Source organism: Flavobacterium cupreum, assembly GCF_003996965.1.
GTDB classification, from domain to species: Bacteria; Bacteroidota; Bacteroidia; order Flavobacteriales; family Flavobacteriaceae; genus Flavobacterium; species Flavobacterium cupreum.
The window spans coordinates 113,968-126,174 of sequence record NZ_QWDM01000003.1 but is presented as its reverse complement, the minus strand read 5'-3'; the positions used below and the strand labels follow the sequence as shown (position 1 = coordinate 126,174).

At 37.9% G+C, this 12,207-nt stretch carries 14 protein-coding genes; 6 read left to right on the top strand and 8 right to left on the bottom strand.

The genetic code is table 11. The features are described 5' to 3' along the window. Positions 1 to 331: 331 nt before the first annotated feature. The 5 genes from D0817_RS05315 to D0817_RS05295 all read right to left on the bottom strand — a co-directional run bounded on the left by D0817_RS05315 (position 332) and on the right by D0817_RS05295 (position 3,937). The gene (locus D0817_RS05315) at positions 332 to 670 is read right to left on the bottom strand and encodes a DUF7716 domain-containing protein (protein ID WP_127337366.1); all 339 of its coding nucleotides are present in this window, start codon (positions 668 to 670) and stop codon (positions 332 to 334) included. A gap of 11 nt (positions 671 to 681) precedes the next feature. Next, the gene (locus D0817_RS05310) at positions 682 to 1,032 is read right to left on the bottom strand and encodes a hypothetical protein (protein WP_127337365.1); all 351 of its coding nucleotides are present in this window, start codon (positions 1,030 to 1,032) and stop codon (positions 682 to 684) included. 474 nt (positions 1,033 to 1,506) lie between these two features. Continuing rightward, positions 1,507 to 2,400 (bottom strand): leucine-rich repeat domain-containing protein, encoded by an 894-nt coding sequence (locus D0817_RS05305; protein ID WP_127337364.1) that lies wholly within the window; start codon positions 2,398 to 2,400, stop codon positions 1,507 to 1,509. After that, positions 2,397 to 3,227, bottom strand: a complete 831-nt coding sequence (locus D0817_RS05300; protein WP_161568417.1) for a GIY-YIG nuclease family protein — start codon at positions 3,225 to 3,227, stop codon at positions 2,397 to 2,399. The genes D0817_RS05305 and D0817_RS05300 overlap by 4 nt, the downstream gene beginning before the upstream one ends. A 344-nt stretch (positions 3,228 to 3,571) precedes the next feature. Next, positions 3,572 to 3,937, bottom strand: a complete 366-nt coding sequence (locus tag D0817_RS05295) for a winged helix-turn-helix transcriptional regulator (RefSeq protein ID WP_127337362.1) — start codon at positions 3,935 to 3,937, stop codon at positions 3,572 to 3,574. 80 nt (positions 3,938 to 4,017) lie between these two features. Here D0817_RS05295 and D0817_RS05290 point away from each other — a divergent pair, with 80 nt between their 5' ends. Then, a complete protein-coding gene (locus D0817_RS05290; RefSeq protein ID WP_127337361.1) occupies positions 4,018 to 4,896 on the top strand; it encodes an NmrA family NAD(P)-binding protein in 879 nt (292 codons plus the stop codon). A gap of 74 nt (positions 4,897 to 4,970) precedes the next feature. Here D0817_RS05290 and D0817_RS05285 read toward each other — a convergent pair whose 3' ends face one another. Next, positions 4,971 to 7,319 carry a mechanosensitive ion channel family protein gene (locus tag D0817_RS05285; protein WP_127337360.1) on the bottom strand — a complete coding sequence of 783 codons (2,349 nt, stop codon included), beginning with the start codon at positions 7,317 to 7,319 and terminating at the stop codon, positions 4,971 to 4,973. Positions 7,320 to 8,295: 976 nt separating this feature from the next. Between D0817_RS05285 and D0817_RS05280 the strand changes: the two genes are divergently transcribed. From D0817_RS05280 to D0817_RS25635, 3 genes are all read left to right on the top strand, one after another. Continuing rightward, positions 8,296 to 8,859 carry a Crp/Fnr family transcriptional regulator gene (locus D0817_RS05280; protein ID WP_127337359.1) on the top strand — a complete coding sequence of 188 codons (564 nt, stop codon included), beginning with the start codon at positions 8,296 to 8,298 and terminating at the stop codon, positions 8,857 to 8,859. 170 nt (positions 8,860 to 9,029) lie between these two features. Then, positions 9,030 to 9,419, top strand: a complete 390-nt coding sequence (locus D0817_RS05275; protein WP_127337636.1) for a RidA family protein — start codon at positions 9,030 to 9,032, stop codon at positions 9,417 to 9,419. Positions 9,420 to 9,444: 25 nt separating this feature from the next. Continuing rightward, positions 9,445 to 9,582, top strand: coding sequence for a hypothetical protein (locus D0817_RS25635; protein ID WP_161568416.1), 138 nt, complete (start codon positions 9,445 to 9,447; stop codon positions 9,580 to 9,582). A gap of 84 nt (positions 9,583 to 9,666) precedes the next feature. On the opposite strand, the gene D0817_RS05270 is transcribed toward D0817_RS25635, so the two are convergent. Continuing rightward, complete coding sequence (locus D0817_RS05270; protein ID WP_438590671.1) at positions 9,667 to 10,338, bottom strand: AAA family ATPase; 672 nt, start codon at positions 10,336 to 10,338, stop codon at positions 9,667 to 9,669. A 332-nt stretch (positions 10,339 to 10,670) separates the two neighbouring features. Between D0817_RS05270 and D0817_RS05265 the strand changes: the two genes are divergently transcribed. Both D0817_RS05265 and D0817_RS05260 read left to right on the top strand, forming a co-directional pair. After that, positions 10,671 to 11,144, top strand: a complete 474-nt coding sequence (locus tag D0817_RS05265; protein WP_127337358.1) for a TlpA family protein disulfide reductase — start codon at positions 10,671 to 10,673, stop codon at positions 11,142 to 11,144. Positions 11,145 to 11,147: 3 nt separating this feature from the next. After that, the gene (locus tag D0817_RS05260) at positions 11,148 to 11,756 is read left to right on the top strand and encodes a thioredoxin family protein (protein WP_127337357.1); all 609 of its coding nucleotides are present in this window, start codon (positions 11,148 to 11,150) and stop codon (positions 11,754 to 11,756) included. A gap of 108 nt (positions 11,757 to 11,864) precedes the next feature. On the opposite strand, the gene D0817_RS05255 is transcribed toward D0817_RS05260, so the two are convergent. Continuing rightward, a complete protein-coding gene (locus D0817_RS05255) occupies positions 11,865 to 12,110 on the bottom strand; it encodes a hypothetical protein (RefSeq protein ID WP_127337356.1) in 246 nt (81 codons plus the stop codon). Between the last annotated feature and the right edge of the window lie 97 nt (positions 12,111 to 12,207).

The following is a 12,207-nucleotide window of genomic DNA, read 5'->3' as shown; positions in this document are numbered from 1 at the left end:
GTTGAATATACTGCTTGGCTCATCGTTACGGGCGCAAAGTCTAGAGACGTTTGCGCAGCTTTTTGTGGGAAGACTTCGGAGAGCTTAGGTTATTATTACACGTGGATGTTCTTCATCCCCATATTGGCGTGGACTGGATACGGGATAGCGGTGAGCTGTATCTGGCGGGATATTAAGCTGGCGAACCAGTGTATTAAGAGCGCCACTGATGCGGCGCTCCGGGGAAGGCGGCGCTTCGGGAGATGGCGGTTTAATCTGAAAAATATGTTAGCATGAAGCTGGAAGTAAAAAAGTTGGAAAAATCTACGAAAGTTTTTCCAACTCCATAAAATTAAAAATCAAGAAAATCATCATTAGCAGAATAGTAATTTAATGCTTTCACAAACTCATCAAGTGAAGCTGATTGATTTTGTTCAAGAACTGAATCTACAACATCTGCAAATTGTTCCCCTGAATACAAATAATGCAATTTTTTAGACTGTACTATTTGCGGATATACTTCTTTATCATTGTCATCAACATCAGGGTAGTCTGCTATATAATAGATTCCATCCGCTCTTAATCTGTCATCAGTCTCACCGTACAAACAGAAATTATCATCCCGTGAATCCAATTTCTTCATATTGGAAATTATATCTATCAAGCTATACTGACTATTTTTATTTAGCATATATCGCCTATTTAAAGTCCACCAATTATTAACAGGTTTTCCCTGTTGATCCATTTAGTTTTCCTTCTCTTCCGGGGGCACCACCGCTGCTCTTTCGGGCTTCTTGATATTCCTGCGCAACAGAGGTCGAGACCTTCCAGAGCTGTATGGCTCCACTGTGTATCTTTGGGGTAAGATCTGAAATTTGCTATAACGCGAACTGTTAAATCGGCTGTGCTAGGGTAACTTCCAGTATCCTCCCAGTCACTCCATTGTGTACAGTCTTCACGGGCAATAAAGTAGAATATGTCCTTGGTCCTTACTTCACAGTCTACTATATTGTAGCCGAGGAACTGATTGCTAAAGTCTTTTGTTTCTATCATAATATTTATTTTTATTTCTCAGCTTTTACTGCTGTAATGTTAAATGCAAAAATAATTCAGGATAATAGAGAACAAGTTTGGAAAGTTATAAGTGGTACTTTTTTGAAATAATTGGCAGACAATAGCTATAGCTGGCTTAGTAGCGTTTAGTGATGATCGATATTTTCCAGTAAACGAAAAAAAAGGCACACAATAACACTACAATGATTATAAATGAAAGTTGGGGCATGAAAAAAGCAACCCGGTAATGAGTTGCTTTTTTGTTGATTATACTGCTTGGCTCATCGTTACGGGCGCAAAGTCTAGAGACGTTTGCGCAGCTTTTTGTGGGAAGACTTCGGAGAGCTTAGGGGTCGGTAAATGTCTACCGGAGCGGGGGTAGTCCACACACTGCTGCCACCAAAGGCGTACTCCCAGAGCAACGGTACGCGCACTGCCGGTTCAGCGGCGCTTATCGGGTTGAGCTATTGACAGTTAATTAACTTTTATAGCGGGAATAAAATCGAATTTTCTTACATCGTCTCTTGTGATGTCATAATTTTTCCCTATGGCGATGTTTATTTTTTCTACGCTTTCTTTGTTAATGATTTTCTTTAGTTTGCCATCTAGTACTTTAGTCGTTCCGATGATGTATAAGCCTCTTAAGTTTGGGAGTTCATTTAAAAATTCGAGCGTTTCAATTTCTCCGCAATTCTCAATATAGATAAATTCAAGCTGTTTCATTTCTTGCAAAACATGCCAGTCTCTTATTTTTTTGCAATTCTGAACGCCAAATGATTTTAATGTTTCTTTAGTTGCGCCAAGCTGTTCTATTCGGGTAAGTTTAGGGTTGTAGCTAATACTTAATTTCTTCATTTCACGCATATCGGATAAAAACTCCAAATTAGGAAAGACGGCGTGATTTAAGTTTAGCTGTTTTAGATTTTTTAATCGGGTCAACTCAGTACCAGACCTGCTCTTGTAATAACTAAGATCTAGATATTCAACACTCTGTTGATCGAATATCTGCTTGCAGGTTTTATCTTGATAATTTAAATCGACCTCTTTTAATTTATCCAACTCAGTGAAAGGTATTTCTCCATTGCTAACCATTCCTATTAGCTGAAAGTATTCTAATTTACTAAATTTACTAATATCGACCAGTGAGGGGTAAGTGTAGCTATTCAACCTCAGCCCTTCTATTTCAGAAGATACCTTTGACATCCATTTTTCTTTGATATTTAACCCTTGCTCAACAAGTGATAATGCATTTATATTATGCTTTTTGAAGTCTGCTACATAAATATTATTTTCCTTCACAAGTAGCATTCTAAATAATTTTTCAGAAAGATAGCTTACTTCTGTTATGTCTAAGTATGGGGCAATCATAGAGTGCATCCTCCAGTTGATTTAGTTAACTTTTTCACACCAGGACTCTCCCTCTTATTAGCCAAATTTATTTTTCCTCCAAATTCCTTTATTAAGTCGGCCTCTAGTTTAAAGTGGTCCGCTGATGTAGAAGCTTTGGGGTTTACAATCAATCCAATCGAATCCAGCATGTTATTTTCGAGTTTTCCACTCCTTAAGTGATCAGTAAGTCTTCTGTAGAGTTTGTCAGCTTTTCCAACATACCATAACACCTCGCCGTCTTTATTCGACACGTTTTTCCAGTCCTGATCTGATAAAACTGTTCCAACAGCGGCATGTTGTTTACTTTCAATCAATACCATAGTGTCTTGTGCTATACGGATTAATTTTAATAGACTTAAACGGTTTCCACCTTGTTCAGTAAACATGGTAACTTTATAAATATCACCCACTTGCGGGTTCTCCATTAACGCAATGTTTTCTTTATCAGTAGAAACCAGATATTTAATTGCATTATTCTTGATCAGTTCAACTGTAAGAAAAATTAAAAAAATTATCGTTAGTAAAGAGGTCCAGGCGAGTTGCCATAAAGATTGCTTGTTGTATTTTTTGATCTCCCTGATTTCATCCGCTATTTTTTCGGAGTACTTGCTTTTTTTCAAAAAAAAAGGTTTGTAAGCAGGTTTTATACAGCATTCACAAGACAGACACTCAACTTCTGTTTGTTTACCTTCATTTAAAACTGGTATACCATAAACATGGATATAGCTTCTGTAAAGGGTTAATTCTAAATTGCCTTTTTGTTTGCAGGAAGGACATTCTTCATAAGGTAAAATTTTAGAAGCCATTTTTTTTGCTTTTGAACCGTAAAGTAGAATCATATTTTTTGACATTTTAAAATTCAATGCAAAAATAATTCATGATAATAGGCAGCAAGTTTGGAAAGTTATAAGTGGTGCTTTTTTGAAATAATTGGCAGACAAGAGCTATAGCTGGCTTAGTAGTCGTTCGGGATGATCTTTATTTTTTAAAGAAAATCGCAGAGGTAAAGCAATAAGATTACTGACTGTAGGGAAGGAATTACAGGATGCGATTCCTCGTTCCCCGGAATGAGAAACCGTATGTAAAATAGAAGAAATAAAAAAAAAGTACTGTAAAAAGATAAGAAATGACAGCTGGGTTACTCTAAAACTTAACCCCCATAAACCCCATCCTTTTCCTTAAAAGCCCATTCTGCCATAGCGTGAATAACGGGAATTAAACCGTTTCCGGCATTGCTTAAGCTGTAGGTTACAAAAGGAGGGACAACCGGTTTTGCTTCCCTGATCACAAGACCATCGGTTTCCAGTTGTTTGAGGTGCTGAATGAGCATTTTTTCGGTGATGGCCGGAATGGCTCTTTTAAGTTCGCTGTAGCGTTTATCGCTGGTGGACAAATGATAGAGGATAATGGGCTTCCAGTAGCCGCCAATTTTTTCCATTACATACGTTACGGGGCAGGTGTCGAGGGCATATTGTTTATTTTCCTGTATGGTCGAAGTTTCTTTGATGGCGGTCATGATACATACTTTAGGGTAAGTACTTGTATAAAAGTAAGTACAAATATACCTTTGTTTTTATAAATACAAACAATTTAAAGATGAAAATTATAATTTCAGGTTCTTTAGGGAACATAGGTAAACCATTAACCCATCAACTTGTAGCTGCCGGACATGAGGTAACGGTAATCAGCAGTAGTGCGGACAAAAAAGAGGCCATTGAAAAAGCAGGGGCAAAGGCGGCTATCGGTTCTGTTAGTGATGCTGCTTTTCTGGCCGAAACTTTTGCAGGAACAGCTGCTGTTTTTGCCATGACACCACCCAATTTGGGAGGCAGTAATGTGATTTCGAATACGGTTGAAGCCGGTAAAGCTTTCGCGGGCGCGATACAGGAAGCAGCTGTGAAACGTGTGGTAATGCTGAGCAGTATCGGTGCAGACTTGCCGGACGGAACCGGGCCTATTAAAGGACTTTACCAAATCGAAGGGTTGTATGACCAACTGGAAAATACAGCGGTTACCTTTTTACGTGCCGGATTTTTCTTTACCAATTTATACAATGACGTTCCGATGATAAAAGGAGCGGGGATTATGGGCGCTAACTATCCTGCTGATGCGAAGATGCCACTGGTACACCCTGAAGATATTGCAACAGCGGCAGCAGAAGAACTGCAAAAAGAAACCACAGGCAAAAATATCCGTTACATTGTCAGCGATGTGCGTACTCCGGGCGAAATTGCAAAAGCCATCGGAACTGCAATCGAGGAAACCGATTTGCCATGGGTGGAATTCACTGACGAACAATCGTTACAGGGGATGACACAGGCCGGATTACCGGAAGAAATTGCAGGCTTGTATACCGAAATGGGTACGGGTTTGCGAAGCGGTAAAATTGCTGCAGATTTCGTAAATGGTAATTTCCCTGTGGATGGAAAAATCAAACTGGAAGATTTTGCCAAAGAATTTGCAGGGAAGTTTTAAGTAAAAAAGAATCCATAAAAAAGCCGTCAAGCATTATACTTGACGGCTTTTTTGATTTTAATTAAAACTAATTTTTAGGCGGAAAAAGTCAGGCCTTTTGCTTTGAAATTTTGGAACAATACCTGACGGGCAGTGCTCACACTTTCTTCTGTTCTGTAAATGCTGCACCAGAATTTGACTTGAATTTTATATTTTCCGTCAGAGATGGCAGTATAATAAATTTGCGATGGTTTTGAATTGTTTACCAAAGCGATACTTTCCAGGGCTTCGGTTATGGTCGTATTGATATCATCAGGAGTCGTATCTCCGGTAATTTCAATAGCGATATCAACCAGTTTAAAATTGTCTGTATACGTCCAGTTCGTGATGTTTTGTGACAACAGGTTTCCGTTCGGGATAATAATTTCGGCGCCATTTGGAGCATTGATTTTCGTCGTACGAAGTCCCATCGATTTTACGCGGCCGGATTCGGAACTGATATCGACCACATCGCCAATCTGAATCGGTTTGTCAAAAATCAGGATAATACCCGAAACAAAGTTGTTTACGACACTTTGCAGTCCCAATCCGACACCGACACCCAAAGCGCCCAGAAGGATGCTTAGTTTGTCCAGCGGCATGCCTGAAGCGGCTACTGCCAGCAAATAGCCGACGATTAAAACCACAAGACGTGTAATAAGTAATTTGGAATGCTGTCTTTTATTGATGTTTTCTTCGTTTTCATCATCAATTTCGCCAAAAAAGTACGCTACATACTTTTGCAGTAAGTGTGCGATCCAGATAATGATAAAAAACAATAAAATATTTCCTAACGTAAAGGTAATACTGCCAATGGTGTTCGGATGGCTGAGTATGGCTCCGAAAGAAGTGCGCAGCGATTCCCAGATATTCAGGTTCGATCCGATTACCACCAGCCACATATAACTGATGATGATGATGAAAGGCTTTTTGAGTGTGTCGGATAAATTTTCGTGATCAAAGATTTTTTCGATTCCGCGTTTTACCCTTGTCGTGTAGATTTGAAGGATAATCACTTCCAGAAGTATTTTTAAAAGAACACTCAGTGCAATAATCTGGGTAAGCGAAATAAAAGCTGTCAGGCTCAACATATTGGAAAGGGAAACCCGTCCGAAAATGTTGTACAAAATCGACAAACCGTTAAAAACAATAAAAATAATACTGGCCCATTTAAAGAAACCTTTAATGTACAATTCCTCTTTCAGGCTTTTGATCTGAACCAGGCCATAACGGATTCCAAAGACGTTAATTATTATAAAGCAACAACGTTGCAATAGTCCCACGCTAATGAATAAGTCCAGAAAACAAAGGGCCAGGAACAGTCCTAAAAGGAATGTCCAGTTTCTCATGGCATTTGCCGGCCATTTGTTTTTGAAAAGTATTGTAAGGAATCCCAGCAAGATCAGTTCGAGTATTTCGATAAACAGGGCGGGTGCATACAGGTTGCTTACCACAGCGATATTGAGCCCGATAATCGCTACGGGAATCGCAACGCCTTTGTTCAGGTATTTAAAATTAAAAAGCGCCAGACTTTCGGCATGTCCGTTACTTTTCAGGTATTTCAGATTGCGGAAAATATACCAGCCCAGCAATCCCATCAGAAAAGCCAGCGTAATCAGTCCTCCGGCGCGGTAGCTCAGGTAATAGGCCGCCACGCTTTCTTCGATAAGTACTTTTGCACTGATTGTTTGGGCAACCTGATTTTTGGGGATCGAATCGGTAATATTCCAGATAAAAGGATATTCCTTCTTCAGCATACTGATCCCTGACTGCTCAAGCTTGTTTTCTACGGTAATAAGCGCATTAGAGACCGCGATCTTTCTTTCTACGGTTAATCTCTTGTTTTTGTTTAAAATACCCTGATTTTTAGTCATCAGACTGTCGGTATTCTTGTATTTTTTTCTAAGATTGGCAAATTCGTTTTTAAACTGCTTGCGGCGAATGGTGTCTTTGATCAGACCAATCAGCGTTTTGTCCTTGCGCAATTCGATAAAACGGTCTTTGATTTTTTCAAGGTTTTTATTGCGTAAGTTGATCGCGTCATTCTGTTCGTCCAGTTCCTGTTGGATCTCTTTCAAAACAACACGGTACATTTGCTGGTTCCTGACGTTTGGATTGGCACCTTTCAAACTGGCTAAAATTAAATCGAGTTTGCTTTGGGTTCTTCTGATTTCGCCAAACAAATGATGGCTTGCCCCGTCAAAATCGGCATCGTTGTAAGCCGTTTCCATTACGGCACTGGCTTTTTCAATCGCCATGAGGTAATCACTGTCGGTTGTTGTTTCTTCAAATAATTTAGAACGGCTTTCTGTTTTTTTAGCAGTCGTTTGCGAGTAGGTGAGCGGTGCAAAAAAAAGGAATGCCAGTACCGCTGATAAACCAATAAAACTTCTCTTTTGAATCATAATTGAATGTATGAATTAGGGTGCCCAAATTTAATTTTTTTTAACGGACTTTCGTTAAAAATCGGGAAGTTTTAAGTGGAGGCGGATTCGAAGTTTTTAAAACAGGTCAGCTCAATCGTTTAGAAATTAAATTTGCTCTTTAAGGGACTGAAAAGTGTACTTTTTTGTTAAAATATAAATTTGTAGGAATCGATGTAATTATGATGTAAACCAGAAGCTTATGTTTTATTATCTGAATGAATGATTTATTATAGTATCTAGAAAAGACGGTATCAATACTTATTGTATATTTTATGATCTCAGCAATTAAATCAGTGTATAATACGCTATTTTTTGCGATTCATTTTCACCATTTGTTGGGTAAATATGGTTGCTAAATGTAATCTTACCGGTTTTTCGGGAACCTAACTTGCAAAAACGGTTATAAGTCTCTTTTATTTGGAATTTGCACCCTAACAGTGGTATTAATATATGAAATAGTGCTGCTTTTATTATCAGCTCAAAACAAAAAATAAAACAGTATTTATTATACCTTTTATGCTGATATTATAGTGTTATGATTATTTATAAAATGTTAATTGTCAGTATTTTTATGTGTTTATATTTAAAGTTATTATTTGCTTTAAAGGAATAGAATTAATTTGCTGTTTTTTTTGCAGCGGCTTACAATTTCCAGCGCGTTTTGCATTAGTTGCAGTTAATACTTTTTTTGCACGGCAAGCTCTGCATTGAAGGTGATTTAAAAAGACGGGGCTTTTACGAAGTTTTTGTTATTTTTTTGCTCCTTTACCTTACCAAATGGAAAGCCGGTTTACTTCTAAATTGGTTTTAAAAAACTGCTTTTTGATTACAAGGCTGCTACGATATTTTGAGTCAATTAAATGATTGTAAAAAACGGAGCTGTTCATAAAAAGAATATTTTTGCTTTCCCATTGCTCATATAAAATTTAAGAATTATCCATTTTCCAAAAACCAAATGCATCAAAAACTAAGAGAACATATTGAGAAAGTAATAACCCTCACGGACGATGAATTTTCATTGGTACTTTCCCATTTTCATTTCCGGAGTTTTAAGAAGAAAGAATTTCTTATTAGCAAAGGCGACAGCAACGTCGATTGTTATTACATCGTTTCAGGTCTTTTAAAGCTCATTTACGACGATGAAAACGCAAATGAACACATTGTATCCTTTTCGATGGAAGATTGGTGGGAAAGCGATTTTATAGCGTTTTTCACTAATACTCATGCAACCATGTCTTTGCAGTGTATTGAAGACACCGATGTTTTCTGTATTTCAATTGAAAATTATCAGAAGTTATGTGATTCCTTGCAGAAGATGGAACATTTTCTTCTTAAAAAATCAAATTCAGGACATATTGCCTCTCAGAGAAGAATATTGTCTTTTCTGACTTCCAGTGCAAAAGAACGTTATGATTTGCTGTTGAAACAGCATCCATCGTTATTTCAGCGGGTCAATAAAACCATGCTGGCTTCCTATCTCGGCGTTTCCCGCGAAACCTTAAGCCGGCTTTCGTCTTAATTTTTCTTTTCCATTTGACATTTGTGATGTTTGTCACGCGTTAGAATGCTCTAATCGATTCAATTTTGCAGGTATAATTTAAAACTGCAAAAATGAAAAATGTTGTAAAGATTCTGGTAATGGCAATGGTAATTGCTTTGCCAGTAATGGCACAAACCAAAACAAACAAACTGGAAAAGAAGGTAATTAACCCCTGGGAATGGCAGGACAAAAGAAGTTATGTACAGGCAGTAGAAGTCAAAAATCCAGAAGGAACGCTTTATGTTTCAGGGCAAACGGCAATTAACGCTGCCGGTATATCCAGCAACGCCGACATGAAAACGCAATTGACTGAGGCTTTAGCGAATCTGGAAAAAGTAGTAAAAGAGGCTGGTTATGATTGTAAAAATATAGTGAGGCTGAATGTTTACACCACTTCAGAAGCGGAACTTTTTGCCTGTTTCGATATTTTTCAGGACTGGATCGCCGAACACGGCATCCGACAAACTACCACCTTACTGGAAGTGAAAATGCTTTTCGAAACTTTAAAAGTAGAAGTAGAGGCAACTGTTGTGAAATAATGTAACATAATTTAATTCAAGATTAATGATACAGTTTTCTGGCGAATTGCAGTCAGGAACTGTGTATTATGTACCTGACTATTTGTCTGAAAAACGCAAATGCCCTAAAAACGCGCTCCCGAAGTTTTCGTATAGGAGTGACGGAGCGGTGACGGAGAAATGACCTGAAAAAAGATAATGTCAAAAAGGCAGCATTAAGGGTTTTCGCTCTTCACAAAATAAAAAACAGCGTTTAGAAACAAGTATTCTAAAGGCTGTTTTTTTTATGGGCAAGTTCCAATTCGGCAATAATTTGTTTTTTCATTGTGGTATGAATATAATCTTTAGCCTCGGCATATGAAATATTAAAGTGTCGGGGAATGTCCTGCAGGTGGGAAGGAAAACGTTCCAGCAGTTTATCGTAATAAATATCAAGCTGATTTTTGTCCGGCATTTCAAATTTCAGGCGGATCTGAAATCTTCTCAGTAAAGCGGTATCAATACTGTTGTAATGATTGGTGGCGCAAATAAGCAAACTGTCTGCCGGTAAATAATCAATCAGCTGGATAATGGTGTTTACCAGACGTCTCATTTCGGCGACATCCTTATCTTCGCTGTCACGGCTTTTTCCGATCTGGTCAAATTCATCCAGAAATAAAACAGCTCTCTCGCGAATCGCTTTATCAAACAGGGCTTTTACATTTCGGGAGGTTTCGCCAATTCGGGCATTGATTAAAGTGCTCAGGTTAATGATGACTATATTCTTGTTCAGCGCAGTGGCAATGGCCTTGGCAGTGGTTGTTTTTCCACAGCCCGAATGACCGTGCAGCAATATTTTATGATCTGCTTTGAGATCGTATTTTTTTAATTCCTCCAGATACTGATGCTCTTTGATTGTTTGCGTCAAAGCCGCTTTTTTCAGCACTAAAAAGTAAATCATTCAGCGCAATTTTTTCGGTATCGTTTACGGTAAGCTCGTACAGATTATTCATCAGGAGTTTTATTTTCCGCAAAATTAAAGTTTATTCTGCAATATCCAATTTCATAATGCTTTCCTTCGGCGGGATTTGGGTAAAAACAGGTATTTTGGCTGCAATGGCAATAAATGCCGGGTTTTGCACAACTTCATTTTCAAAATTAACGTAAACAGTTTTTGTTAAATTGCTCCTAATGGTATGAAATGTTGGATTTGATTCTTAAAAATATTTCGGTATTAGTTTATATTTGTAAGGGTAAATCAATATGTAAAAACGGTTACTACGCCATTAGCTCATGAAAATAAGAACTTTTATAATTTGTGTTTTGCTGAGCTGTTCGGGACTTTCCTACAGTCAGAACGTAAAGCTGCTGAGTGTTGATCAGCTTCAGGAAAGAATAAAAAAAGGGCAGGACAGTACGTATGTGGTCAATTTCTGGGCGACCTGGTGCGCACCATGTATTAAAGAATTGCCGCATTTTGAAAAACTGAGCCAGGAATATAAATCGGATAAACTGGCAGTGCTGTTGGTCAGCGTTGATTTTAAATCGAAACTGAATACAGCCGTGGTGCCCTTTGTAAAAAGGAAAAAGCTTACTAACCCCGTTTTTCTTTTAAATGAAAGCAATCCGCAGGAATACATCGACCGCATCGATCCTTCCTGGTCGGGCAGTATTCCGGCGACCCTTTTTATCAAAAACGATAAGAAGAAATTTATGGAAACCGAACTTACCTACGAACAATTAGTAACAGAATATAAAAAATTATAAATCATGAAAAAGTACATCACTCTTATGCTGGTTTTTACAGCGATGCTTGCACAGGCACAAAGCAAAACGCTTAAAGCAGGGGAAGCTGCCCCGGATTTTAAACTTAAAAATGTAGATAATAAAGAAATTTCTTTTGAAAGCTATCCGAAAGCAAAAGGTTTTATTGTGGTATTTACCTGCAATACCTGTCCGTATGCCAAAGCCTATGAGCAAAGAATAATTGATCTGGACAAAAAGTTCAAACCGGAAGGTTACCCTGTAATAGCTATCAATCCGAATGATCCTGAAGCTTCCAAAGCAGATACTTTCGACAAAATGCAGGATCTGGCGAAAGAGAAAAAATATGGTTTCCCTTATTTATTTGACCAGGGGCAGGTAGTTACCGACCAATACGGGGCAAAACACACCCCACATCTTTTTGTGGTTTCTAAAACAGCAAAAGGGACCGTGGTAGAATATACCGGGGCAATCGATAATGATCCTGAAGGCACTAAAACGGAAAAAACAAAATATGTGGAAGAGGTGATTGCATCTTTAAAAAAGAATCAAAAACCTGCCGTAACCGAAACCAAAGAAATTGGCTGTACGGTAAAAAGAAAAGCGAAAGCATAAAACTAAAAACAATAACTGTTCCCGAAAACGTCTCATCATCTGAGGCGTTTTTTTTTGGAAATATTTTTACAATCGCGAGTAAGATAATTCAGATTGGATCACTGAATCCTAAGAATTGGCATCGATGATATTCCGCACAATGACAATAAAAGTTTCAGTATTTTTAATTTCCTGTTTCATGGATAGTAAGACGTGATCGGATAATTTAAACTGTTCCATCATATCTTTTTTGAGGTATTGGATCATAGATTCCAGACTTCTGGTATCATTTTCTTTCTGATTTTTCAATTCCCGCTGTTTACTTTCCAGATATTCCAAAGTCCTTTTTAACCTCTGAATGTTTAATTTTTCCAACTTTTAGCTTCTTAAAATTTAATAAAAAAAAGAAAACGATAATCAAGAGTATGATAAATCCAATATGCTCCAAAAAACCCATTACCATTTGAATTTA

Bases quoted from the DNA above. Each gene is read 5' to 3' on its own strand.
- D0817_RS05315 (WP_127337366.1), bottom strand. From the start codon at position 670: ATGCTAAATAAAAATAGTCAGTATAGCTTGATAGATATAATTTCCAAT.
- D0817_RS05310 (WP_127337365.1), bottom strand. From the start codon at position 1,032: ATGATAGAAACAAAAGACTTTAGCAATCAGTTCCTCGGCTACAATATA.
- D0817_RS05305 (WP_127337364.1), bottom strand. From the start codon at position 2,400: ATGATTGCCCCATACTTAGACATAACAGAAGTAAGCTATCTTTCTGAA.
- D0817_RS05300 (WP_161568417.1), bottom strand. From the start codon at position 3,227: ATGGCTTCTAAAATTTTACCTTATGAAGAATGTCCTTCCTGCAAACAA.
- D0817_RS05295 (WP_127337362.1), bottom strand. From the start codon at position 3,937: ATGACCGCCATCAAAGAAACTTCGACCATACAGGAAAATAAACAATAT.
- D0817_RS05290 (WP_127337361.1), top strand. From the start codon at position 4,018: ATGAAAATTATAATTTCAGGTTCTTTAGGGAACATAGGTAAACCATTA.
- D0817_RS05285 (WP_127337360.1), bottom strand. From the start codon at position 7,319: ATGATTCAAAAGAGAAGTTTTATTGGTTTATCAGCGGTACTGGCATTC.
- D0817_RS05280 (WP_127337359.1), top strand. From the start codon at position 8,296: ATGCATCAAAAACTAAGAGAACATATTGAGAAAGTAATAACCCTCACG.
- D0817_RS25635 (WP_161568416.1), top strand. From the start codon at position 9,445: ATGATACAGTTTTCTGGCGAATTGCAGTCAGGAACTGTGTATTATGTA.
- D0817_RS05270 (WP_438590671.1), bottom strand. From the start codon at position 10,338: ATGATTTACTTTTTAGTGCTGAAAAAAGCGGCTTTGACGCAAACAATC.
- D0817_RS05265 (WP_127337358.1), top strand. From the start codon at position 10,671: ATGAAAATAAGAACTTTTATAATTTGTGTTTTGCTGAGCTGTTCGGGA.
- D0817_RS05260 (WP_127337357.1), top strand. From the start codon at position 11,148: ATGAAAAAGTACATCACTCTTATGCTGGTTTTTACAGCGATGCTTGCA.